A 23,673-nucleotide genomic window follows, 5' to 3' on the forward strand; every position below is an offset into this window, starting at 1 on the left:
CCTGAAATATCGTGATCGATTCCAGCAAGTTAGCGCGGGATGCGGGCGAAAAACCGCTCACACTTTTCCTCATCCCACGCTAGGCAGCTGGCCACCCGCCACGACGAATGACAGATGATGTTGCGCTGCCAAGGCGTCCAGATAGTCGCGGGCATCAAAAACGGCACCCGGGGCCTGAGCTCCACTCAGCCGCGCCTTGCCGTCAAGCATGCGCTGTACGGCTTCACAGATGAGTGGCGCGGAGAAGGCGTAGATGTCTTGCCCCTGGGCGGCGATCCGCCGGACATGCTCGCCGTTTCGCACGGTCGCCTCGACCAGAAAGGTCTGCGCGGACCGGCCGTTTTCATCCGCAGGCTCCGGCGGTGGCGTCGCCGGGTCCCGAACGTCACCGAGGGCGGTACGATTGAGATAGGTGCGGAGCTCGGATGACCGCGTGTGTCGCGCAATCACGACGATCTCTGAAAAGGGGAGCTCGACGACCTTCTGCCGCGCAAACGGCTCCGGGAAATCCCAATCCATCTCGGCGGCTGGCTGAAGCACCGGCGTAAGCCTTCCGTTCGCAACTATCATGCGCCGCGCGGTGTTCTTCTTGCCGGTTACTCGAGTGCCTCGCGTGGGATGCCAACTGTCGAGCGCGATCCCTACCCTGATCTCGTCGGCGAAATGCCAGTCACCCATGACGGTTGTCACGAGCAGGTCGGCAAAGCCGCCGTAAAAGCCCATGGCCGGAATGACGAGCACGCCGGCATCGCGCGCCGCCTTGTCGAATTTGTCATAGGTCGCCTGTGCGCTCGGCTGCTCGGCCGTCACATCGAGATAGTGGATTCCCGCGCGAAGGGCAGCGGAAGCCACGGCATCGGCGGTGTCGAGAAAGGGACCGGCACAGTTGATGACCGCGGCCGCGCCCTCGAATGCGCGATCGAGCGAGCCCGGGTTCTCTACCGAAGCACCCCGCACCTCGATGCCAAGATCCGCGAACCCCGCCAGCTTCGCCGCGTCCCGCGCGACAGCAATCGGGGTCATGCCTCGACGCACGAGTTCTAAGACGACGAAACGCCCCGTATGCCCGGCAGCGCCGAACACGGCGACAGCCCGATCCTGCTTCGCAGCTCTTGTTGTGTAAACAGCCATCGATTCCTCCACGCTACAGACCTGTTTGTTTGATACAGCTACAAACAAGTCTGTAGCGTGTCAAGCATGCTTGTGCTAAGTTCCTGACATTGGAGGTGAGTGATGACGAAAAGCGCGGCCAAAGCGAACGACCACGATACTGTAGATGTGAGGGACAGGATCCTCGAAACCGCATCGACACTCTTCTATGAACGAGGCGTGCGCGCTGTGGGGGTTGACCTCGTGGTCGCGGAGGCAGGGGTCGCCAAGACCAGTCTCTATCGGCATTTCGGCACGAAGGACGACCTCATCGCCGCCTTTCTCGCCCGGGAGGACGAGGATTTCTGGGGCACATGGGACGGTGTGGCTGAAAAACACAAGGACGACGCTCAGGCGGAACTCGACGCGCACCTGGAATGGATCGGCGAGCGGGTCGGGCGACCGAACTACCGCGGTTGCCCGCAGATCAATGTCGCCGCGGAGTTCCCGGAAGCCGACCACCCCGCGCGCAAAGTCGCGGCTGCTCACAAGCGTGAAATGCGGCGTCGGCTGAAGGGGATCGCGGAGCGGCTGAGTGTTCGCCGTCCGGACGAACTTGCCGGTCAGCTCGCATTGCTCATCAACGGCGCATTCGTCAGTTCGCAGGTTCTTGAAGCGGGCGAAGCCATTCCGCTCCTGCGGCAAACCGCGCACGCGCTGATTGCCGCCGGCCGCTAACGCAAAATCGGAATTCCTCTCTCTGCGGCCGCCCCGTTCCGTGCAGCGCCGTGCGTCTTCATCTCGACGCGTCGCCTTGCCATCATCATTGCTCCTGCATCCACATACGTGACGTATATGGATTGACATACGTCGCGTATGTACGCTATTCACATACGTGGCGTATATTTGATGATGCAGCAGCGTGTGAAGCTCCCGAAGCTTGGCGCTTCACTCATTGAGCGCCACTCCGCGACGATGAAAAGGAAGCAAAAAATGGCGCAGCGCGAACCGATTTTTCCTGCCAACAGGCATGCACTCTATGAGGCCCATGGCTATTCGGCCGCGATCCGCTCCGGCGACCTCCTATTCGTCTCCGGGCAGGTCGGCAGCCGTTCCGATGGCACTCCCGAACCCGATTTCGGGCGCCAGGTCCAGCTGGCTTTCGACAATCTCCGGGCCACACTGCAAGCGGCGGGCTGCAGCTTCGACGATATCGTCGATGTGACCACGTTCCACACAGATCCTGAAAACCAGTTCGAGACCATTATGGCGGTCAAGAACCGGATCTTCCCTAACCCGCCCTATCCCAACTGGACCGCAATCGGTGTGAACTGGCTCGCCGGTTTCGATTTCGAGATCAAGGTCATCGCTCGTGTTCCTGAAGAGGCGTAGACCTATCCGCAAGGCATCCTGCGATCAGAGTGAGTCGCGCTCGGTGCGCAGATTGGAGACGACGCGCCGGTTCTGCACCTTGCAGGAGCGGTCCGTGCAGTCACGGACCTCGCGGTCGTTGCCGTAACCCTTGGCCCACATGCGGTTGGCATCTACGCCCTTTGAGACGAGATAGGCCATTGCCGCGTCAGCGCGTTTCTGCGACAGCGTTCCCATGTCTGACGCGGACCCGGAATCGTCGGCAAATCCCTGCAGCTTGACCAGCCAGCGCGGGTTGCTGTTGAGCCAGATGGCCTGCTTATCCAACGTTGCCATGGCGACTGAATCGAGTGTAGCCGAGTCCTTCGTGAAGTAGGTCCGTCGGCCGACATTCAGGATGAAATCCTCTTCGCTGCCGGCCGTGACATTCTCGAAACCAGGCGCCGGATCGTTGGTTTGTCCGGTCATCGGCGTGGCGGCCGGCTCTTCCAACGCCGCGATTTCAGTGGTGTTGCAGGCGGCGAGTGTCAGGAGCATGGCCACGCCAACAAGCAGCCTCGTATATCCGGTCAAAGCAGACATCAGGGTGATATTCCTTATTCGACCGGGGTTGCTTGACTGACCTGAGCGGCACTTTCAGCCTGATCGGCAATGTGCGGCAGTACTTGCACCGCGGTGCCGATGGGGCAACGCTGATAAAGATCAATCGCATCTTCATTGAACATGCGGATGCAACCGCTAGAGGCGTCCTTACCGATGCTGCCCGGCTCCAGCGTACCGTGCAAGCGGTAGCCGGTATCCACACCATCGCGAAGCAGGTACATGGCGCGCGGGCCAAGCGGGTTCTTCGGCGAACCTCCCTCGACCGATTGAGGCAGTTCGGGGTGGCGCTCGCGCATCTCCGGCGGCGGCGTCCAGCGTGGCCAGAGCGATTTCCGGTCGATCGTGGCGCGGCCATACCATTTGAAGCCCTCGCGGCCGACACCGACGCCATAGCGGATGGCAGTCTTGTTCTCCATGATCAGGTAGAGAAAATGGTGCCTGGTGTCGACTACGACGGTGCCAATCGGCTCGCTGCTAAAATATTTGACAACTTGGCGGCGCCACTTCTTGTCGATCTTGGCAAAGTTGGTGCTGCGGAACATTACGCCATTGTCGACGGCGGTGCCGGAAAAATAGGAAGACGCCGCTGCGAGTGTGGGTTTCTGGACCGCCACGGTGCCAAATGACGCTAAACCACCAAGCACAATACCCCTGCGCGTCCACCCCATCGGCAATATCCCCCGAAAAGCCAAGTAGCGAAGCGGCAGTAAATCAGATTTTTCATTTGCCACAACACAAAACTTTCAGCGTTCTCAAGTAGAACGCTATTTGGTCTCTCTCGGGATAGCGTGCGCTCTACCGCTCAACCGTCGGAGCCATTTTGGCTTAGGTAAATTACCAAAAAGATTGATCGCTGTGTCATGGCCACAATGGGCCGGTTCCAGCCGCAAGCGCCCGGGATGCCGAGCAAGCCCATCCCTGCAAGTAGTCTTGCCACCTGTCGGTGGTGAACCTTGGCCGACCTCCGGCTGATCTACCGCAGGCGCCGGCCGTCCTTGGCGAAGAAGCGCCTGCGCTCCTCGGGCGCGGCGAAGGAAAGCTTCTCCCCCGCCTGCCAATCCGGACCGTCGCGCTGTTCGACGACGAGGCTCTGGCCGTCCTCGAGCTGGCAATAAAGATAGCGGGTGCCGCCGAGATATTCCGAAAACTCGACCTGCGCCGTGATGTGTTCGGGCCCCGGGTCCGCAACCGCGATGTGCTCCGGCCTGATCCCGAGGAGCAGGTGCTCGCCGGCGGTCAGACCGCTGCCGTCGATTGCGGTGCGCATCGCCGCATTGCCGACCCGGATCATCCCCTCGCCCAGCCATTCGGCTTCGAGGAAATTCATGCGCGGCGAGCCGATGAAGCCTGCGACGAAGATATTAGCCGGGTCCTCGTAGACGTCGCGGGGGCTGCCCGCCTGCTCGATCCGCCCGTCCCGGAGCACGACGATCTGATCGGCAAGCGTCATCGCCTCCGTCTGGTCGTGGGTGACATAGATCATGGTGTTGCCGAGCTCGCGATGCAGGCGGGCAATCTCGATGCGCATCGAGACGCGAAGCTCCGCGTCGAGATTGGAGAGCGGCTCGTCGAACAGGAAGACGTCCGGCTCGCGCACGATCGCGCGGCCGATCGCCACGCGCTGCCGCTGGCCGCCCGAAAGCTGGCCCGGCCGGCGGTCGAGCAGATGGTCGATCTTGAGGATCGCGGACGCTTGCGCGACGCGTCGCTCGATATCGGCCGCAGCCGTGCGCGCCATCTTCAGCCCGAAGGCGAGATTTTCTCGCACGCTCATATGCGGGTAGAGCGCATAGGACTGGAAGACCATGGCAATGCCGCGCTCGGAAGGGTCGAGGTCGGTCACGTCCCTGCCCTTGATGGCGATCTCGCCTTCGGTCACCTCTTCGAGTCCCGCGATCATCCGGAGAAGCGTCGATTTCCCGCAGCCGGACGGGCCGACGAAGACGACGAAATCGCCCTCCTCGATCGTCAGGTCGATGCCATGGATCACCTGCAGGCCGCCATAGCTCTTGCGCACGTCGCTGAGCACGACGCTCTTGTTACTGCTACCGTTCGCCATCCTCGAGATCGCCTACTTGTCCGACTGCACCCAGACGAGCATTTCGCCCGGCGCACGGTTGTCCCAGAGATGATAGGGCACGAAGCGCGCCCTGGCAGGCCGGCGCTTGGCCGGTTCCTTGCGGTAGAGCGCCTTGCCCCAGTTCTCCGTCTCCTCGCGCTCGACCGCGACGTCTATGGCAACGGCGTCGTTCAGGTCCTTCAGCACCGTCGTCTCCGCAGCCGGGAGCTCGCGGGGAAGAACGATCGCGTTCAGATCTTCGCCACTGTCCGTCGCCTCGACGCAATAGACGAGCGGTCCGCGCATCAGCGCGACACGGCCGGCATCCTGCCTGACCTTCGGATTGGCATATTGCGGACGAAGCTCGAGCGGCAGGTCGAGCTCGACGCGGTCGCCGTCCGCCCATTCGCGCTCGATGCGGGCATAGCCGTCGGAGACAACGGTCGAAAGATCGATCATCGTTCCGTTGACACTCAAGATCGCCCCATCCGCCCATTCCGGTATGCGCAGCGACAGCGCGAATTTCGCCGGCCGCTCGAGCTTCGCCGTGAAGGCGATCGCGCCTTCCCAGGGATAGTTGCTCGTCTGCCTGAGCTCGACATTGGCGCCGTTCGCGAGCTTCAGACGCGCCGTGCTTTCCCCATAGAGATGCACGGCGATCTCGTCCTCGGCGACCGCATACATGTAGGAACCGATCGAGGTGACGAGGCGGGCGATGTTGGGCGGGCAGCAGGGGCAATGGTGCCATTTCCAGCGATGGTGCTTGCCGGAGCTTTCGAGCGGATTGTCGTAGAAGAAGGTCCTGCCGTCGATGGAAAGGCCCGGCAGCGCGCCGTTATAGAGTGCCTGTTCCATGATGTCGGCGTAGCGGCGATCCGGACCGCGGCCGAGCATGCGGCTCGCCCAGAAGACGAGGCCGACGGAGGCGCAGGTCTCGGCGTAGGCCGTGTCGTTCGGCAGGTCGTAGTAGTCGGTGAAGCCCTCGTTCGAGGCGGACGGCCCGATGCCGCCGGTGATGTACATCTGCTTCGCGGTGAGGTCGTCCCACAGCGTTTCGAGCGCCGCCGTCAGGCTGTCGTCGTTGTATTCCGTGGCGATGTCGGCCATGCCGGAATAGAGATACATGGCGCGCACGGCGTGGCCGACGACTTGTCTCTGCTCGCGCACCGGCTGGTGCGCCTGGCCGTATTCATAGGTCTTCTGGATGAAATTCTCCGGATCGCGGCCGTCGCGTTTCGCTTCCTCGGTGAAGAAATGCGGCTCGGTCCCGCGCTCATCGATGAAGAATTTCGAGAGATCAAGATACTTCTTCTCGCCGGTGACGCGGGCGAGCTTGACGAGCGCGAGCTCGATTTCCTCATGGCCGCAATAGCCCGGAATCTGTCCCTCGCCGTGGCCGAAGACGGTGACCATGTAGTCGGCGTAGCGGCACATGATGTCGAGCAGCTTGCGCTTGCCGGTTGCCTGGTAATAGGCAACCGCGGCTTCGATCAGATGGCCGGCGCAATAGAGTTCGTGATGGTCGCGCAGGTTCGTCCAGCGGCGCTCGGGCTGCACGCGCTGGAACCAGGCGTTCAAATAACCGTCCTTGTCCTGCAGCTTCTCATACATGTCGATGATCCGGTCAGCGCGCGCTTCGAGTTCCGGATTGGGGCGGCGGTAGAGCGAATAGGCGATCGTCTCGATCGACTTGCCGAGGTCGGAATCCCAAAACATCTGCGTCGTGCCGCCCCAGGGCTGGATCGGAATGACGATGCCGGGGCTCGGCTGGGCGATATCAATCGCCTTCAGCATGCCCGCTTCGACGCAGCGGTCGAGCAAGGTTTCGGCGGTGGATTGGCAGACGGCATCCTGCCATTTGCCCCAGAAGCCGCCGAGTTCGACGTCGGGAACGGCAACGGGGCGGAACTGGCGATCTTTTCTGGTCCTGGTCATGGGATCACTTTCGCTCTCTTGAGATCATTTCACCGCGCCGGCCATCAGCCCGCGCATGTAGTAGCGTTGCAGAAGAAGGAAGACGAAGAGGCAGGGCACCACCATCACCGCGACACCGGCCTGCACCGCGCCCCAATTGATCGCGCCGAGGCGGCCGGCGCGCACGGCGGTCATCAGCACCGGCAGCGTGTAGTTGTCGTTGCTCGACAGCAGGACGAGAGCGGCGAAGAACTCGTTCCAGGCATTGAGGAAGGCGAAGATCGACACCGTCGCGATGCCCGGCATGACGAGCGGCAGCAGCACCCGGACGAGCAGCTTCAGATCACGCGCGCCGTCGATGCGGGCGGCCTCCTCGATCTCCTTCGGCACCGCGTCGAAGGCGTTGCGCATCATGAAAACCGAGAAGGGAAGCTGCAGCGTCACATAGACGAGCATCAGTCCGACGAGCGAATTGTTGAGGCCCAGCCGCGCCAGGATGATGAAGAGCGGCGTCAGGATCGACTGGAACGGGATCATCAGCGTGGCGATGATCAGCACGAAGAGCACGTTCTTGAACGGGAAGCGGTAGCGCGAGAAGCCATAGCCGGCGAGCACGCTGACGGCGACCGTCAGGATGACCGTCCCCACGGACACGACAAGCGAGTTGAACATATGCTGCCAGATGCCGGCGCCGAATGCATCGAGCGCGCGATAGGCATCAAAGCTTACCCCCGAGCTCGGCCATGGCGGCAGCGGCGGCGAGCCGGATTCGCTGTTCGGCCGGAAGGAGGCGAGCAAGGTGACGACAAAGGGCGCCAGGAAGAAGAAGGCCGTGCCGAGGCCGATGCCGTGATAGGTGATCTTGTCCCGGAGCGTCTTGCGGGCGCGGATCTCGCGGCGCGTCCTCATGGGCGTTCATCCCCCACCTTGAGCAGCCAGAGCTGGAGCACGCTCAGCGTGACCAGGATTACGAGAAGCGCGATCGACAGCGCCGCGCCATAGCCGAGATTGAAGGACACGAAGGACTGGTTGAAGATGTAGTAGACGACCGAGATCATCTTGTTCTGCGGTCCGCCGCTGGTCATGATGTAGAACTGATCGAAGGCGAGGATCGAGCCGGTCACGGAGAGGATCAGCGCGAGCGCCATCGTCCGCCGCATCAAGGGCAGCGTCAGGTGCCGGAAGCGCTGCCAGCGCCCGGCGCCATCGATACGGGCAGCCTCGGTCAGTTCCGTCGGGATCGCCTGCAGGCCGGTCAAGAGGATGATCATGGTGAAGCCGGCGATCTTCCACACCACCATGACGATGATCGTCAGAAAGGCCGTGTCGAACTTTGCAAGCAGGTTGATCCGCCCGGAGGTCAAGCCGAGCATCTGGAAAAGCGGTGAGAAGAGTCCGCTGTCGACATTGGCAAGCCAGACCCAAAGCAGCGAGGCGGAAGCGAGCCCCACCACGACCGGCAGGAAGATGATGGTGCGATAGGCCGAGACGAGCGGCCTCTGCTTCTCGACGAAGATCGCCAGCGGGAAGGCGACCGCGAAAATGGCGATGGTGACGACGAGCGTATAATGCGCGGTGAAACCAAGGGTGTTGAGGAACCGCGCGTCGGTGAACATGCGTGTGTAATTGCCGAGGCCTATCCAGGCCGGTGCGCCGAGCAGCGGCCATTTGTGCAGACTCATCCATACCGTGAAGAGCACGGGCAGCACGAAGAAGAGGCTGACGAGCGCCATGGCCGGCGCGATATAGAGCAGTCCGCGCCATCCGGATTGCCGTCTAGGGCGGCGCCGGTGCGGGGTCGATGTGAGGCCTGCCGTCGTCATGGATGCACTTTTTCACGCAGTTCGGGGACGCTGCCGGGAGGACGCCTGCCCTCCCGGTCATTCGGATCGGCTGGGTCTTACTGCCCAGCATCGATGATGGACTGCATCTCCGCCTGCGCATTGGAGAAGGCACCATCCACATCATCGCCATAGATCGCAGCATTGGTGAAGGTCGCCCACGGGCCGTTGGCGCTGTTGATCAGGTCGTTGAACTGCAACGTGTAGGGGGTCTTGGCGACGGCGATCGCGTCGATGCCGACCTTCAGGCGCGGGTCGAGACCTTCGAGCACCTCATTGGCGATATCGCCGCGCGTCGGCAGGCTGCCGTATTTCGCCATGATCTTCTGGCCTTCCATCGAATAGGTATATTCGAGGAACTCCTTGACCTCCGCCAGCTTCGGCGTGCCCTTGGTGACGACGAAGTTGTCGCCGCCGGCAAAGGATGAGGGCTTGCCGTCGACGCCCGGGATCAGCGTCACGCCAAAATTGATCTCGGGATGCTGGGTCACCAGCGTGCCTATGGCGAAGGCGCCGATGCTCTGCTGGCCGATCTTGCCGTTGGTGAAGCTCAGGAAATTCACCCCGTTGTCGCTCGCGGCACCCGCGGGCACCAGGTCCTTCTTGACCATGTTGCGATAGATGTCGACGGCCTTGCGCATCTCGGGCGTGTCGAGCGTCGCGGTCTTGCTGTCGGCCGAGAGAATATCGGCGCCGGCGCCCCAGACGAGGGGGGTGAAGGTGAAGATCATGCAGCCGCCGCAGCCGCCGCCCGAGAAATAGAAGCCGTAGGTATCACCGCCGAGCGCCCGGATCTTCTCGGCATTGGCCGTGATCTCCTCCCAGGTCTTAGGCGCCTTTTCCGGATCGAGACCGGCCTTTTTATAGAGGTCCTTGTTCCAAGCGAAGATCGAGGTCTCGACCGAAAGCGGCAGGCCGTAGATCTTGTCCTGATAGGTGCCGAGCTTCACATGCGACGGCGAGAGCGAATTGAAATAGGGCAGCGCCTTCGCCCAGTCGCTCAGGTCCTCGAGCTGCCCGGCGGCTGCGAAAGCGGGCGTGTAGATGAGATCGAGCGACAGCGCATCCGGCGCCTGACCGCCGGCAATGGCGGTAGCATATTTCTGCACGAGCTCGGCGAAGGGCACTTCAGTCAGTTCGACCTTGTTCTCGTGGCCGGCATTGTAGGCCTTCACCACTTCCTTGGAGGAGTCGCCGATGCCCGAGCGCACCCACATGGTGATCGTCTCGGCCGAAGCGGTCGAGATCATGCCGGCCGATATGAGAGCCGTCGCAGCCATTAGCTTCTTCAACATTTCGCATTCCTCCCAAAATGCGGGGCCACCGGCGGTGTGCCCCCTCCTCTTCAGTTCCTACGATCCGTGCCTCCGCAGGATTCCCTTACGACGAGCTTGCAGGGCAGCTTGCGCAGCCCCGGTTCGATTGCGCGTCCCTCCGCAAGCGCGAGCACCATCAGCCCGGCCTCCCGGCCGAGCTCCTTGAGATTCATGTCGACGGTCGTAAGCGGCGGCCGCGTCTGCGCCGCCATGATCTCCCAATTGTCGAAACCGATGACGGAGACATCGTCCGGCACTTTCACGCCGCGCTCGCGCAAAGCGTCGACGACGCCGCGGGCGATCTGGTCGTTGCCGCAGAAGATGCCGTCGGGCTTCTCGTCACCCTCGTTCCAGATCCGCTCGATCGCTTCGTGGCCCCAGGCCTCGGACCAGACGCCGTGCAGAACCGGCGCATCGCGGCCCGCCGCCTCCCGAAACGCCTCGGCGCGTTCGACGGCGGAGACGAAATCCTTGGGCCCGCTGATGTGCAACAGCCGCTTGCGGCCGATTTCCTTGAGCCATTTCGTCGCGAGTGTGGCACCATGGCGATCATCCGCGGTCAGCGTCACGCTTCCGGGTTCCCCCTTGGTGAAGGCATAGACCACAGGCACCGGCAGACGAGCGAGATCGACTGGGAGAGACCTGTCGACCCGCTTGCCTGTCGCGATGATGCCGTCCACCTGCTTGTCCAGCATGGCGTCGACATGGACTTTTCCGAGCGCCGGATCGTCTTCGATGGCGCAGAGGAAGACCGATACGCCATGGTCCACCAGCGCCTCGGAAATGCCGGCCATGACCGGCAGGGTGAAGCGGCCATAGGTGTCGTTGGTCAAAAGGCCGACGGTGAAGCTGCGGTTGCTGAGGAGCCCCCGCGCCAGCGCATTCGGCCGAAAGCCGATCTCCGCCGCCATCCTCTTGATCCGCTCACGCGTGTCATCCGCCATGCGGCCATTGCCGTTGAGCGCCTTCGACACGGTCGAAACGCTCACGCCGGCGACCCTCGCCAGATCGTGAATGGTGACACGATGCCCCTTGCTGCGCTGCGAGCTCAGTTTGGCCTCCTCCCAGAAACTAGTCATGAGAAAACCTTTTCTCATTTGACGAGTCAATAAGAGAAAAGGTTTTCTCATGAAAAAATATGATTATTGCTCCGGCGAGTGAAGCGACGAGGAGGGAACTGGCAGGTCACCGCGAGTCTCCCTCGCCCCGCTTGCGGGGAGAAGGTGGCCGGCAGGCCGGATGAGGGGCGGCCCCACCCAGGCCGAAACTCGCCGTCGACGAAGAGCAGTCACGTATAAACACCATTGATGAATTTCATTCACAGGCGTTGCGACCGGCGACGTGCTTATCATCGCGCCCGGCCGCCAACATATTGCACCGCGGAAAACGTCAACACCATCGCCAACGTCTTGAGCCCGCTTCGCATCGCGAACCCGCGGGCGGAAACGGATTTGTCATGCCCCTCGCCATATTTGCATTGACGATCGCGGCCTATGCGATCGGAACCACCGAATTCGTCATCGTCGGCCTTCTGCCGACGGTCGCTGCGGACCTCGACATCACGCTGCCGCTCGCCGGCCTCATCGTCAGCGTCTACGCGCTCGGCGTCACCTTCGGCGCTCCGACCCTGACGGCGCTGACCGGCCGGATCGAACGCAAGCCGCTGCTCCTCGGGCTGATGGCGCTGTTCGCCGTCGGCAACACGGCGGCGGCACTGTCGCCGAGCTACGAGGTGCTGCTCGTCGCCCGCGTGCTTTCCGCCTTCGCCCACGGCGTCTTCTTCTCCGTCGGCTCGACGATTGCCGCCGATCTCGTGCCGGAGAACCGCCGAGCCTCGGCCATCGCCATGATGTTCATGGGGCTCACCGTCGCGATCGTCACCGGCGTGCCGATCGGCACCTATATCGGCCAGGTCTTCGGCTGGCGCGCCACCTTCTGGGCGGTTGCCGCGCTCGGCGTGGTCGCCTTCGCCGGCATCGCGACGCTGCTTCCCGGCACGCTTTCCAAGGCCGCCCCGGCTGGCCTCCTCGACCAGGTTCGCGTGCTCGGCTCCGGCCGCCTCCTCATCGTCTTCGCCATGACCGCGCTCGGCTATGGCGGCACCTTCGTCGCCTTCACCTTTCTCGCGCCGATCCTGCAAGAGATCACCGGCTTCTCCGAGGAGAGCGTCAGCCTGATCCTCGTGCTCTATGGCGTGGCCATCGCCATCGGCAACGTCGCCGGCGGCAAGATCGCCAACCACAATCCTGTCAAAGCCCTGGTTGGCCTCTTCCTCCTCCAGGCGCTGGTGCTCGCCATCTTTTCCTTCACCGCCGCCTCGCCGGTTCTGACGCTGGTCACGCTTGCCGCGCTCGGCTTCCTGTCCTTCGCCAATGTTCCGGGCCTGCAGCTCTATGTCGTGCAGCTTGCCAAGGAGCATCGTCCCGGTGCCGTCGACGTCGCCTCGGCGCTCAACATCGCCGCCTTCAACCTCGGCATCGCGCTCGGCGCCTGGCTCGGCGGCACCATCGTCGACTCCTCGCTCGGCCTCGCCGCGACCCCCTGGGTCGGCGCCATCCTCGTCGCCGTCGCCCTGCTGCTCACGCTTTGGAGCGGCGCCCTCGACCGGCGCACTGCAGCGCCGTGCGTCTTTTCAGACGCACGAAGGTCGGTGTAGCACTTTTGAAACCGCAGGCGGCCTGACGAAAAAAGGCCCGGCAAGGGCCGGGCCTTACCCTTGCAAATCCGTTGGAGCTTCGGCTCCGAGGCGCTGCCGCGCCTCATTCCTCGATCCGGAAACCGACCTTCATCACCACCTGATAATGCGCCACCTTGCCATTGGCGATCTGTCCGCGAATCTCGTCGACTTCGAACCAATCGAGATTCCGCATGGTCTTCGAGGCGCGCGAAATGGCAGTCTCTATGGCTTCGTTCACCGAGACCGGCGAACTTCCGATCAGTTCCACCTTCTTGTAGACGTGTCCGCTCACGATTTTCCTCCTGAAGGGTTTCTTTGATCCTTGCGCCTCGCCGGCTTAGGGGGGCGAAGCCGTCGCAGTTAGCGGCAAACATCACCGCTGCCGACGATCATGCGCCCGTCGGGCGGGAACTGCCAGCGGGGCTGCGCGAAATCCGGCAATCACCGACCGGGTGGCAGAGAAAATCCCTGTTCCGGCGGCACAGATGTCTTATCCTTCAGGTCGCGCTAAATGCCGCCGCGCGCTCAGCGGCACCGGGCGAGCGCTGTCGAGCGGCGACCGCAAGCGCGTGAGTGAGCCCGATGAGAAGGAGGCTATCATGCTGCCAACCCGACGTTCGCTGTTGACCGCCTTTCTAGCCCTGCCCGCCCTGCCCCTCGCCGAGCGCGCCGCGGCCCAAAGGCTGCCTTTGACGCCCGCCTGCGGCGACGACCACGACCTGACGCCCGCGTTGACGGCAGGCCCTTTCTACAAGCCCAATGCGCCGCTCAGGCACGAGCTCTTCGGTGATGCTCCCCGTGGCGAGCGCATCACCCTTGCCGGCTACGTGCTCGATACCCGTTGCCGCCCGCTCGCCGGCAGTCTCGTGGAGATCTGGCATGCGGACGAAACCGGCGCCTACGACACGCGCGGCTTCAACCTGCGGGGCCACCAAATGACCGACGAGCGCGGCCGCTGGTGGTTCAGCACGATTGTCCCGGCTCGCTATCCGGGTCGCACCCGCCACTATCACTTCAGGGTGCGCCGCCCAACTGCTGCGATTTTGACGACCCAGCTCTTCTTCCCGAACGAGCCGCAGAACGCCCGCGACCGCCTGTATATGCCGGAATTGCTCATGGAACTTCGCGACACCGCTGACGGCAAATTCGGGCGCTTCGACTTCGTCGTTTGAGCTTGCTAGCCTGCCGGGAAACATTTCGGAGACGCCCGAGTTTGGCATCAGGAAGGAACGGGGCCTGCCCTGCGGCCCCGCGCGACGCCATGAGCACTCCCATGATCCTGTCGCTTGGCAGCATCAACTCCGACCTCGAATTCCGCGGCGTCGCTTCTCTCGGCGGCGGCACCGTCCGCACGGCGGGCTTCACCGAGCGGGCCGGGGGCAAAGCCGCCAATGTCGCCGTTTTCACCCACCGGCTTGGCATTGCGACGCGGCTCCTCGGCCGCATCGGCAACGATTACTACGCCAAGGTCGCCACCGACCCGCTTCGCAAGGCGGGCGTCGATCTCAACGGCGTGACCTCCACCGACAAGGCTCAGACGGGCATTGCCATCGTCATCGTTCAGAAGAACGGCGACAAGACGATGCTGAATGCCTCCAATGCCAACATGGAATGGGGGAGCGAGGCGACCGCACTCGCTCGTGACATGATCGAGGCGGCACCGGAGAATTCCCTTCTCGTGGCCGACTTCGAAGTCCCGAGGAACGTCCTGGAAATCGCCTTTTCGAGTGCCGAGCGCCGCCGCCTGAAAATATTGGTCGACCCGACCTTCCCCGAGGAAGTCGAACTGCCGCTTCTCGAACGCTTCCATGCGATTACGCCGAACGAGCAGGAAGCCGAAGGACTCCTGAAGCGCGAGATCCGAACCGAGGACGACGCCGCCGAGGCGGCGCGCGCCCTCAACGAGCGCGGCGTCGAAATCGCCTGCGTCAAACTTCGGCAGGGCGGTTGCGCCGTGTGCTGCAAGGGTCAGGTCTCGATGCTTGCCGCACCGGACGTCGAGGTGGTGGACAAGACCGGCGCAGGCGACGCCTTCATGGGCGCCTTCGCAGCCGCACTGGCCGAGGGTCGACCGCCTCTGGAGGCGGCCCGTTGGGGTGTTGCAGCCTCCTCCTTCTCGGTGGGCAGAGCGGGTGCTCAGGCATCCTATCCCACCCGCGAGGAATTCCTGCGTTTCCTCGACAGCATCCGCTGAGTTGGCCGGCGCAGTTTCGGCTGGAACCCGGAACAGATCACACCCATGCCGGTTCTTGGGAGACACTCTGCAGGTTTTCAAAAAAGACGAGGTCCAATCGATGAAGCAAAAACTCCTGGCGGAAGATGCGGGCGAGCGCACCTTCATCCTGGTTCTCGAGGAAGGCGACGAAGCCTTTTCGGCGATCTCGGCGTTCGCGGCGCAAGAGAACATCGCGGGCGCGTCGCTGACGGCGATCGGCGCGTTCAGCCGCGCCACGGTCGGGTTCTTCAGGATCGAAGGCAAAAACTACAGCAAGATTCCCGTCGCGGAACAGTCAGAGGTCCTGAGCGCGATCGGCGACATCGGCCGCGATGATGCCGGCAAACCGAGCTTACATTTGCATGCGGTGCTGGGCCTCGAGGACGGCTCGACACGCGGCGGGCATCTTCTGGAAGGCTACGTGCGCCCGACGCTGGAGGTGATCATTCGAGAAAGCCCGACGGCGTTGCGCCGGCGCAAGCGACCGGACCTCGGCATAGCGCTCATCGATCTCGACGCCGCCAGCTGACGTTCACGTTTTCGCACTCGAATTCGGATTGCGCTTGTCGTCTTTGGTCACCGAGCCCTTCGACGCCTTTGAGCCGCCGCCCCATTCCTGGGCCTTGCGCGCCTCATCGCCGCCGACGTGGCCCGGCTGGTTTTTCTTCGCGGTACCGCTTTCGCCCTTGCTTTTGGGACGATCCGACTTGTTTTGCATCTGGAGCTCCATCCGTTCTGCCGGCAGGTGCCGCGGCGTCGATAACGACGGTCAGGCACATCCTGCCGGTGTGTCCCGAACAATCGAGTGGGCGATCGGTTCCTGATGCGCGCTCAGGTTCTCGCCGGCTCTGTGCGAGCCGGCACAATGAGACCTTGCTACCAGGCCCGCCAGCCGCTTGACCAATAATGGTCCTTCAGATCACTCAGCCGATCTTCGATATCGGAGATCATGTCCTCGATCCGTGAGGAGCGCCGCGTGTACCAGCGCGAGCGGCCCGAGCTCGCGACGATGAGGCCGATGAGACCGAGCAAGGCGAGGGTCGTCCAGGCGGGATGTTCCCTTGCCATATCGCCAGCTCTGCGGCCCGTATCTCTGACCGTGCTCGCAACGGCTCTGCCTGACGAAATACCCAGTTCGGAAATCGACGCACTCAGCGCACTGACCTGCTCGCGCAGCGATCTGATCTGCTCTTCGACGGCCTCGTTCGCCGCGCCGACTGTACCCTTGCTTGTATCGACGACCCCGCGCGGTACGGCGGAACCGAGCGGCCTTTCCTGTGCCATGTCCAGATCCTCCTCTCTTGTCCAATTCGTCACAGACATCACACCATGGAAACGGCGGCCGGGGCCCAGAGTTCCTTGTCGCCGGAAATAGGCGTCAGTGGCGCCAAATCGCGCAGTCGGTGGCTATTTTCTCGCGATGTCGAGCGCATTACCGCTGAACGGTTTTACTTCGGTGAGCACGAAGGTCTTCTGCATCTCCTTGATCCACTCCAAATCACAACGTGATCGCAAACCGCCGGCTCTTCTTACACGCCTGCCATGATCAGCATCAGTAATTATCGGCGCACCACATTCGCTTTGCCCGGATGGGCTCATCCAGCGGGCTCCTTTTCCTGTCATCGCACGTCTGGTTATTCCGCTGCTAGATCAGCAGCTTCCGGCTGCTCTTCATTGTTCTTACTGGAACTTAAATCCGCCGTGGCGGTTTCTTGAAGAGCATGAATATGAAGGAGAACTTTAATGGCTGATAGAGGACCAACAGTCGTCAATACTGGCGGAAGCGGGGGTGGCTGGGCCATCGCGATAATCCTGGTGCTGGTAATCGTTGGAGCGTTGTTCCTGTTTGGTGGCGATCTCCTGGATGGCGCCGGCGGTCGCGGTGGAGGTACCGACGTCGACGTGAACGTGCCGAACGTCGAAGCGCCGCAGGCACCTTCAGGCGGACAGGGGACACAGCAGGCGCCTTCGGGCGGCGCACAACCAGCCCCTTCGGGTGGCGCACAACAATAGTGTTGAACGACCTCGGTCGAGAGCGGCGGCTCCTCGGCCGGGGCGCGGCCTTGTGCCGGCGGTGGCCTCATTTAAGCCGTTTGCTTCGGTTCGTGTTCAGGAACGATTCGAAACGACACGCGTCTCCGATGCGCTTTGGCTTTCGCCGGCTGTGCAGGAAGCGCACTGGCCGATCCCTGGAAATACGAAAGCGGCCACGGGCGCTGGCGCGGCTATGACTATGAGCCGCGTTACCGCGTTCAAGGAAGAATATCGTAGAGGCCGCTGCAAGATCGAGCGCAAATGGGATGACGACGAGTATAAGGAGGAGATCAAGTGCAAGCGCGGCCGCCCCGTCTATGGCTACTACCGTTACTGAACCTCCGGATGAGCCGTTAGGCGTGCCTCCAGCATAAGCCTCCGCTCTCCTGCCGTCAGGCCGCCTTTGCCATCTTTTGCAGAAGCCTCTTCTCGCGTACGCCGGTCTGGTAGAGGAAGATCAGTCTCTTAGCCAGGTTTTCCGCCTCCTCCGAATCGCTCGAAAGATGTTTGTCGGCGAGCATCTGCTTGAGAACCTCGTCAAGCATGGCGACCCCATCAGGCAAAATGGCGTCGGATGAAAAATCGTCGGATGGACACATGTCGCGACCTCCTCGCATTTGGGCGAAAGCGCGTTACATCTTCCAGTCGGAGACGCCCGTTTCTTCTGCCACCGACAGCGGGCAGCCTAGACCTTGAATGTGTCATTTATGATGTCGATGCCGTGTCACGGGAAGCCCCAGAGCGACCGTGCCCAGAAGGGACGATCATTGGGGCGTCGCCCCGGGGCCCCCGCGCGGATCCGTGGCGGCAGCGGCGGCTAGCCGCCACGGACCCGCGATCTCTTGCTTCGGCAGCGCTCGGCCAACGAGTTCCTGTCCAGTTGCCGCGCTCCGCTTGTAAACTTCAGCCTCCAACCGTTGCCGCTGACCTGCCAATCGCCGGCGGAGGAGATTTGCCCGATCGAACCGGAACGATCCATGTCGCGTGCTCTGGTTTTCGCGAACAGTTCCGGTGGATCGGCAATCAGCACCGATAGGAACACGATCGGCACGAGGATGTATGCCGGGACACCCGTCGACACGCCGGCAAAAGCAGCAATCGAAACGGCAAGCACAATGTAGATCAGATTTGAGAGCGGGTGGGATATCGTCCTGAAACAGGCTTCGGAAAGAGTATTCTTTCGTCCGTTGTCTGACACTGCCATAGGCAAGATCCCGTTCGACTGTTTTGGCTGGTCGCTCGTCGGCGTGATTGCTTTGATATGTGTCGAGAGAAGCGTTCCGCAACCGGCCTAGGACCTTTGCCGTACCGCATCGGACCAAGGTCTTATGGATCGATCCTCGTGATCGGTTCTCGAAGAGGTCAGCTCGGGATTCGGGCGGAAAACAATGCGCTCGGCAAAATGCGAGTGCCCGCGCAGGGAACGACGCGGGCACTGCAACAGGTTTGAAACCTGAATGTCGCTGGGGGACAGAAGCGACCTCAGTTAATTCATGAGATGCTAATTTGTTCCGTTCGCATCCGGCGATGCCGCCGCCCGACACGCGCCTTCTGCGATCACTGACCGTTCTGATGCGTTCCATGCGCGGAGACGATCGCCTGCGCCTCCTTGCCGTAAAGCTCCTCGAAATGATCGAAGCTCTTGGAAAAATAGCCGATGCCCTGGGTCGCCGATCTGAGCGATCGCGCCAGCTCGTCGAGTGCGGCTCCGGGGATGAGGGCGCGGAAGATGTCCCAGCCCTTTGCCGCCTCGTCGCGGTCGAAGCCGAGGACCTGGCCCTTCAGCGAGGCGACGATCGGCACGAGGTTTCCGGAATAGTTCGAAGGGAGATGGATCTCCACCCGAAAGATCGGCTGCATCAACACCGCTGCCGCCTGCGACAGGGCTTGGCGCACGCCCATCTTCCCCGCAGTTCGGAAAGCATATTCCGAACTGTCGACGGAGTGATGCTGGCCGTCGGTCAAAAGCACGCCGACGTCGATGACCTTGAAACCGAGCGGCCCCTTGTCCATCGCCTCGCGGGCCCCCGCCTCCACCGCCGGAATGAAGTTGCGCGGCACCGCGCCGCCCTTGACGGTTTCGGCAAAGGAAAAGCCTTCACCCCGGCCGTTGGGGTGAACGCTGAGCTTCACGTCCGCGAATTGCCCGGCGCCGCCGGTCTGCTTGCGATGGCGGTAATGGACTTCCGAGGATTTCGATATGGTCTCGCGGTAGATCGGGCTCGGCGGGCGCTCGCTCACCTCGACATGGAAGACTTCCGACAGCGTCCTTGAGAGTTCGCGCAGGTGCACCGGCCCCTGGGCACAAACGAGCTGCGCGCCCGTCCCCTCCTCCTGCATGACCTTCAGGCCGCGATCGGCTTCGGCGAGTTTCGCCAGCGTTTCGGAGAGCTTGGTCTCGTCGCGCTCGCTCGCCGGCACCAGGATGCGCTCGAGCATCGGCGTCGGCGGTGTCGTCCACTCGGGCGGAGCAAGCGGCGCATTGGCGGTAAGCAAGGCCGGCACGGGCAGGTGGTCGGATTTGACCGCGGCGAAGATCTGTCCGGCCTCGGTCACGCCCGAGGCAATCGCCCGGCCGCTCGCGGGATCCTGCAGCGAGCCGAGGCCGGCGCCGCCGAGCGTGGCCCCCTGTTTCACGCCGTTCTGCAGGGCGCGGCCGAGAACCGTCTTGCCGATGCTCTGGCGGAAATGGGCGTGGAAGCTGACGGCGGCAAGCGAAGCGGCGTCGGTCCCGGCTGCGGTCGCGAGGCGCTTCCTCAGTACCTCGACGCGCGGCGCCTCATGACGGAGCGCCTTCATCAGCCGCATGATGCCGTTGCTGTGGCTTGCCGAGCCGAGGAGCACCGGGATGATCCTGTTCTCGCTCAAGACCCGGGTCGAGATCGCATAGATTGCGTCGCTCGCCGGCTCGCGGTCCTCGATGAGCTCCTCCAGCAGCCAGTCGTCGAATTCCGAAAGATGCTCCAGAAGCTCCGCACGCGCCTCGTGCTCGCGTTCGACCGCGCTCTCCGGAATCTCGAACAGGGACGAGGGCTGCCCCTCGCGGTAGCGCCAGGCGCGCTCTGAAATCAGATCGCAACTGCCGATTATCTTGTCGCCGTCGCGGATCGGAATCTGCCTGAGGATAAGCGGGCGGCTGCAATAGTCCTGAAGTGCGGCGACGACATCTCGCAAGCGACCCCGCGGCTCGTCCATACGGTTGACGAAGAGGATGCAGGGCGTGCCGGATGCCTCGATCACGCGCAGATAGGGCGCAGCGAGAACGGCCTCGTCGACCACCGGCGAGACGCAGAGCACACAGGCATCGCTCGCGAGAAGCGCGTGCTGCGCATGCACGAAGGACTCGTTGTTGCCGGGAACATCGAGTGCGCACCAGGACTCACCGCCGAACTCGAATTCGGTGATGCCTAATCCATACGGAGAAACTGATTTTTTCGGCTCGCCTCCCAGCGAGCCCAACCTTTCCACGAGCGTGGTTTTTCCGATCTGCGAAGGACCGAGTACAGTGAAGCAGCGCATCGGCGTTCCTCCCTCTGCCAAGACGACCATGACAGGATGCCCCTCGAAGAGGCAAAGCGCCAGAGATTGCTGCATTTTTGTTGCAGCGACGACGACTTTGCGCGCTTATTTGCCCTCTCATCCGAATTGCCGGCCACCTTCTTGGGTGTTGAATCTCCCGCATGATGGCCGGCGCTGCGGGCCGTCATCCCGCGTCTCCACTCCGTAAGGGCAAAGGAACCTAACCCGCCGCGCTTGGCGCGAACTCGGCGATGAGTTCGTGGCGATCGCCCGGATAGGTGAGCCTGACGCTCGTCACCGGCGCGCCGCCGCTCCAGGTTCGCCGCTCGATGACGAGGCAGGGCGCACCGGTCGCGATCCCGAGCGCTTGCGCCGCTTGGCGGCTTGCCGCCACCGCCTTGATGCGATGCTCCGCCGTGCTCCAGGGCACCTTGCCGAGCAGCCAAGACCCGGGAGCGACGGTATCGAAGCTCTCCATTTCGGCCTCCGGCACGGCGATAAGATTGATCAGGCGCTCTTCGAGGCAGAAGACGCGGCCGCCGGCGAAATGGCGGCAGGTGATATCGAGCAGCCGGGAAGCTGCCGGCAGGTCGATGCGCCCGGCATCGGCGGCATTCATCTTGCGCAGCTTTCTCTCGTCGAGGCGGTAGGCGTAATCTAGCCCGAGTGCCTGAACCTCGCGCTTGACGTCGTGGATCTCCATCACCGCCGACTGGACCTGAGGAAAGCTGACATAGCTTCCGGACTTGCGCCGCCGCTCGATCAAGCCGCGCTTGACGAGCTCGGAAAGCGCCTTGTTCACGGTCATCCGCGAGCAGCCGTATTGATCCGTGAGTTCATGCTCGAAGGGTATGCGGTATCCCGGCGGCCACTCGCCGGACAGGATACGCCCCTCGACCTCGCTTAGAATTCGCTGATGCAGCGACATCGGCGGTTCCTGAGGCGGCTCCTGGCGGTTTTGCTCGTCGGAAGGATGCTTGTTGGAAATGGCGTGATCCTCATTCCTGCAGGTTTCCTTAAATCCTAGCCGATTTAAGGATAAAACATGCAGCAGTTCAAAGTGCTACAGCGACCTTTGCACGCCTCATTGAATTCGATTGAACACAACGCGCTTTAGGAGATCGGGGTGGCCCTCCCCACACGATACCACTCATAGGGAGGGGCCTTTGGCCGCGCCTTACTCTTTAACGGTTGCGGTGACCGCCTCGATGACCTGCGATGCCATGGCGAATTGGCGCTCCCGACTCGAAATTCGATGCCGCTTTGCGATCCAGCCGAAGTCGGTGTAGGCGGCGTAGACGGATCCGTCCTTCGCCTGATAGACGAGGACCCGGACGGGCCAGTCGAGTCCGGCGAGAGGATTGGCGGTGATAAAAGTCGTGCCGAGTGCCGGATTGCCGAACATCACCAGGCGCGACGGACGCACCTCGTTGCCAGCGGCGTTGCCGAGCTTGGCCTGGTCGATGACGCCGAAGAGGGTGATCCCCTTATCCTCGACGCTGCGCTTGATGCGGTCCACTGTCTCGCTCACCGAATAGCGGCTCTTGACCGTGACGATGCCGTCCCTGTCTGCCGCTTCAGCCATCGAAACTTGAGCCAGTGCCGTCATTGTGGTGAGCAAGGCTGCCGATAGTATCGCATTGCTGATCTTCATCATTTCAAAGCTCCTCTCTATAGCCCCCGATGGGCTCATTCAAGGATGCGGCTCGCCATCGCGATTTGATAATGCCGTCTCTTGTCCATTTCGATAACCGGACCTCATGGCGCGCAGCGGCACGGCAAAGAACATGGCGAGCACCACCATTGCGACGAGCATCAGCACTGAAGTGCTCCATCCGAAACGATCGTAGATCTGGCCGATCACCAGGCTGCCGAAGAGCCCGCCCGTGTAATAGGAGGCGAGGTAGGCGCCGCTTGCTGTTGCCTTCTCCGTCTCGGCGATGTGGCCGACCTGGCTGGTTGCAAGCGCCTGCGCGAGAAACGTGCCGACGGCGACCATGGCGAGGCCGGCAAGCACAACGGCGAGGCTACTGCTCAGAAGGGCGACGAGCCCGAGCGCAGCGCATAGGAGCGTCAGCACAATGCCGGCCCCGGCGCCGAGGCGACGCGCGATATACCCGCCGAGCGGCGTCGTGAACAGCGATGGCAGGAATACCAGATAGACGAGGCCGAGCTGCATCGGCGACAGCCCGAGCTCGACCAGCCGGAAGTTGACATAAGTGAATGTCCCTATGAAGACGAAGAGGATCAGGAAGCCGATGGCGAGCACGCTCTGCAGGCGTCGATTGCCGAGCACCGAGCGCCAGTTTCCGCTCCTGCTTCGCCTGGCCCGGTCCGACATCATGCGTTCCGTCCGCTTCAACGTGGTCCAGACGAGGGCCGCGCCCGCCAGGTTGAGCAACGCGAAAGTCTGGAAGTTGATGGACAATCCGCCGAGGTCGGCAACTGCCGCCGAGAGAATGCGACCGAAGAGGTTGCTCGCGACATTGCCGGTGACATAGGCCGCAAGCGCGCCCGTGGCCCGCTCGGCTGGGAAACGCTCCGAAAGATAGGCCATGGTGAGCGTGAAGGCGGTCGCCATGCACAGGCCCTGCGCCACGCGCAGGCCGGCAAAGGTCGCAATCTCCCGGGTCGTCGAGAGCAACACGGTCGGCACGGCAAGCAGTGCGAGACTGATCCAGATGCCGTTTCGCCGATCCAGGTTGCGCCCGAAGATACCGACGGCAAGACCAGCGGCCGCCATGCCGAAGGTGCTGGCATTGACCGCGAGGCCCATTGTAGCGCGGCTCACCCCGAACTCTCGCTGCAGCGATGGCAGGATCGCCTGGGCGGCGAAGAGGTCGACGAGGGTCAGGAATGCGATGAGCGCAATGATGCCGAAATGCCAGCGGTCGGCTACGGGGTTTGCCAGAACGGAGATGGACGCCGGCGGCGAGGCATGGTCGAGGTTCGCCATCGCTTGTCCTCCTATGAATGTGGACGTTTCCCGCCAGCGGCCGGAAACGTCCGCGATGGTTGCGGTGCTGTCGCCTTGC

General features: G+C 62.6%; 26 protein-coding genes and 1 pseudogene. 8 read left to right on the forward strand and 19 right to left on the reverse strand.

Annotated features, from left to right (window positions below; all coding sequences use genetic code 11):
* Positions 1-69: 69 nt before the first annotated feature.
* Complete coding sequence (locus AYK65_RS30140) at positions 70-1,131, reverse strand: saccharopine dehydrogenase family protein (RefSeq protein WP_081163008.1); 1,062 nt, start codon at positions 1,129-1,131, stop codon at positions 70-72.
* 102 nt (positions 1,132-1,233) lie between these two features.
* Here AYK65_RS30140 and AYK65_RS30145 point away from each other — a divergent pair, with 102 nt between their 5' ends.
* Both AYK65_RS30145 and AYK65_RS30150 read left to right on the forward strand, forming a co-directional pair.
* Entirely contained in the window at positions 1,234-1,827 is a 594-nt protein-coding gene (locus AYK65_RS30145; protein WP_081163011.1) for a TetR/AcrR family transcriptional regulator, read from the forward strand.
* Positions 1,828-2,082: 255 nt separating this feature from the next.
* Positions 2,083-2,481 carry a RidA family protein gene (locus AYK65_RS30150; RefSeq protein WP_081163122.1) on the forward strand — a complete coding sequence of 133 codons (399 nt, stop codon included), beginning with the start codon at positions 2,083-2,085 and terminating at the stop codon, positions 2,479-2,481.
* Between the two features lie 24 nt (positions 2,482-2,505).
* Here AYK65_RS30150 and AYK65_RS30155 read toward each other — a convergent pair whose 3' ends face one another.
* The 8 genes from AYK65_RS30155 to AYK65_RS30190 form a co-directional block, all read right to left on the reverse strand.
* The gene (locus AYK65_RS30155; RefSeq protein WP_081163013.1) at positions 2,506-3,060 is read right to left on the reverse strand and encodes an OmpA family protein; all 555 of its coding nucleotides are present in this window, start codon (positions 3,058-3,060) and stop codon (positions 2,506-2,508) included.
* Positions 3,057-3,731, reverse strand: a complete 675-nt coding sequence (locus tag AYK65_RS30160) for a L,D-transpeptidase (RefSeq protein ID WP_081163016.1) — start codon at positions 3,729-3,731, stop codon at positions 3,057-3,059. The genes AYK65_RS30155 and AYK65_RS30160 overlap by 4 nt, the downstream gene beginning before the upstream one ends.
* A 305-nt stretch (positions 3,732-4,036) precedes the next feature.
* Positions 4,037-5,122, reverse strand: coding sequence for an ABC transporter ATP-binding protein (locus AYK65_RS30165; RefSeq protein WP_081163018.1), 1,086 nt, complete (start codon positions 5,120-5,122; stop codon positions 4,037-4,039).
* A gap of 12 nt (positions 5,123-5,134) precedes the next feature.
* Complete coding sequence (locus AYK65_RS30170) at positions 5,135-7,057, reverse strand: glycoside hydrolase family 127 protein (RefSeq protein ID WP_081163021.1); 1,923 nt, start codon at positions 7,055-7,057, stop codon at positions 5,135-5,137.
* Between the two features lie 24 nt (positions 7,058-7,081).
* Entirely contained in the window at positions 7,082-7,945 is an 864-nt protein-coding gene (locus AYK65_RS30175; protein ID WP_081163023.1) for a carbohydrate ABC transporter permease, read from the reverse strand.
* Complete coding sequence (locus AYK65_RS30180) at positions 7,942-8,859, reverse strand: carbohydrate ABC transporter permease (RefSeq protein ID WP_081163026.1); 918 nt, start codon at positions 8,857-8,859, stop codon at positions 7,942-7,944. Before AYK65_RS30180 ends, AYK65_RS30175 begins: the two co-directional genes overlap by 4 nt.
* A 77-nt stretch (positions 8,860-8,936) precedes the next feature.
* Entirely contained in the window at positions 8,937-10,172 is a 1,236-nt protein-coding gene (locus AYK65_RS30185) for an ABC transporter substrate-binding protein (protein ID WP_081163027.1), read from the reverse strand.
* Between the two features lie 50 nt (positions 10,173-10,222).
* On the reverse strand, positions 10,223-11,182 hold the full coding sequence (locus tag AYK65_RS30190) for a LacI family DNA-binding transcriptional regulator (protein WP_244560156.1): 960 nt from the start codon (positions 11,180-11,182) through the stop codon (positions 10,223-10,225).
* A gap of 467 nt (positions 11,183-11,649) precedes the next feature.
* Between AYK65_RS30190 and AYK65_RS30195 the strand changes: the two genes are divergently transcribed.
* Positions 11,650-12,849 carry an MFS transporter gene (locus AYK65_RS30195; RefSeq protein WP_081163029.1) on the forward strand — a complete coding sequence of 400 codons (1,200 nt, stop codon included), beginning with the start codon at positions 11,650-11,652 and terminating at the stop codon, positions 12,847-12,849.
* A 103-nt stretch (positions 12,850-12,952) separates the two neighbouring features.
* On the opposite strand, the gene AYK65_RS30200 is transcribed toward AYK65_RS30195, so the two are convergent.
* Positions 12,953-13,162: a dodecin gene (locus tag AYK65_RS30200; RefSeq protein ID WP_026614712.1), complete on the reverse strand. Its 210-nt coding sequence runs from the start codon at positions 13,160-13,162 to the stop codon at positions 12,953-12,955.
* 307 nt (positions 13,163-13,469) lie between these two features.
* On the opposite strand from AYK65_RS30200, the gene AYK65_RS30205 reads away from it, so the two are divergent.
* The 3 genes from AYK65_RS30205 (at position 13,470) to AYK65_RS30215 (ending at position 15,614) form a co-directional block, all read left to right on the forward strand.
* On the forward strand, positions 13,470-14,042 hold the full coding sequence (locus tag AYK65_RS30205; protein WP_046117536.1) for a dioxygenase family protein: 573 nt from the start codon (positions 13,470-13,472) through the stop codon (positions 14,040-14,042).
* 89 nt (positions 14,043-14,131) lie between these two features.
* Positions 14,132-15,064 (forward strand): PfkB family carbohydrate kinase, encoded by a 933-nt coding sequence (locus tag AYK65_RS30210; RefSeq protein ID WP_081163031.1) that lies wholly within the window; start codon positions 14,132-14,134, stop codon positions 15,062-15,064.
* 100 nt (positions 15,065-15,164) lie between these two features.
* The gene (locus AYK65_RS30215) at positions 15,165-15,614 is read left to right on the forward strand and encodes a PPC domain-containing DNA-binding protein (RefSeq protein WP_081163125.1); all 450 of its coding nucleotides are present in this window, start codon (positions 15,165-15,167) and stop codon (positions 15,612-15,614) included.
* 3 nt (positions 15,615-15,617) lie between these two features.
* Here AYK65_RS30215 and AYK65_RS30220 read toward each other — a convergent pair whose 3' ends face one another.
* From AYK65_RS30220 to AYK65_RS32220, 3 genes are all read right to left on the reverse strand, one after another.
* Positions 15,618-15,803, reverse strand: coding sequence for a hypothetical protein (locus tag AYK65_RS30220; RefSeq protein ID WP_026614716.1), 186 nt, complete (start codon positions 15,801-15,803; stop codon positions 15,618-15,620).
* Positions 15,804-15,961: 158 nt separating this feature from the next.
* A complete protein-coding gene (locus AYK65_RS30225; RefSeq protein ID WP_081163032.1) occupies positions 15,962-16,369 on the reverse strand; it encodes a hypothetical protein in 408 nt (135 codons plus the stop codon).
* A 123-nt stretch (positions 16,370-16,492) separates the two neighbouring features.
* Complete coding sequence (locus AYK65_RS32220) at positions 16,493-16,684, reverse strand: hypothetical protein (RefSeq protein ID WP_139793393.1); 192 nt, start codon at positions 16,682-16,684, stop codon at positions 16,493-16,495.
* 144 nt (positions 16,685-16,828) lie between these two features.
* On the opposite strand from AYK65_RS32220, the gene AYK65_RS30230 reads away from it, so the two are divergent.
* Positions 16,829-17,098 carry a hypothetical protein gene (locus AYK65_RS30230; RefSeq protein WP_081163034.1) on the forward strand — a complete coding sequence of 90 codons (270 nt, stop codon included), beginning with the start codon at positions 16,829-16,831 and terminating at the stop codon, positions 17,096-17,098.
* 105 nt (positions 17,099-17,203) lie between these two features.
* Positions 17,204-17,456, forward strand: a pseudogene (locus AYK65_RS30235) (hypothetical protein).
* Positions 17,457-17,511: 55 nt separating this feature from the next.
* Here the strand turns inward: AYK65_RS30235 and AYK65_RS30240 are convergent.
* The 6 genes from AYK65_RS30240 to AYK65_RS30265 all read right to left on the reverse strand — a co-directional run bounded on the left by AYK65_RS30240 (position 17,512) and on the right by AYK65_RS30265 (position 23,594).
* Entirely contained in the window at positions 17,512-17,718 is a 207-nt protein-coding gene (locus AYK65_RS30240; protein WP_081163035.1) for a hypothetical protein, read from the reverse strand.
* A 218-nt stretch (positions 17,719-17,936) separates the two neighbouring features.
* Positions 17,937-18,323: a hypothetical protein gene (locus tag AYK65_RS30245; RefSeq protein WP_026614720.1), complete on the reverse strand. Its 387-nt coding sequence runs from the start codon at positions 18,321-18,323 to the stop codon at positions 17,937-17,939.
* 353 nt (positions 18,324-18,676) lie between these two features.
* Entirely contained in the window at positions 18,677-20,638 is a 1,962-nt protein-coding gene (locus AYK65_RS30250; RefSeq protein ID WP_026614721.1) for an elongation factor G, read from the reverse strand.
* A gap of 220 nt (positions 20,639-20,858) precedes the next feature.
* Complete coding sequence (hutC, locus tag AYK65_RS30255) at positions 20,859-21,566, reverse strand: histidine utilization repressor (RefSeq protein ID WP_081163036.1); 708 nt, start codon at positions 21,564-21,566, stop codon at positions 20,859-20,861.
* 249 nt (positions 21,567-21,815) lie between these two features.
* A complete protein-coding gene (locus tag AYK65_RS30260) occupies positions 21,816-22,295 on the reverse strand; it encodes a DUF302 domain-containing protein (protein ID WP_026614723.1) in 480 nt (159 codons plus the stop codon).
* Between the two features lie 36 nt (positions 22,296-22,331).
* Complete coding sequence (locus AYK65_RS30265; protein WP_026614724.1) at positions 22,332-23,594, reverse strand: MFS transporter; 1,263 nt, start codon at positions 23,592-23,594, stop codon at positions 22,332-22,334.
* Positions 23,595-23,673 lie beyond the last annotated feature (79 nt).

Source organism: Ensifer aridi (genome assembly GCF_002078505.1).
Taxonomy (GTDB): Bacteria; Pseudomonadota; Alphaproteobacteria; order Rhizobiales; family Rhizobiaceae; genus Sinorhizobium; species Sinorhizobium aridi.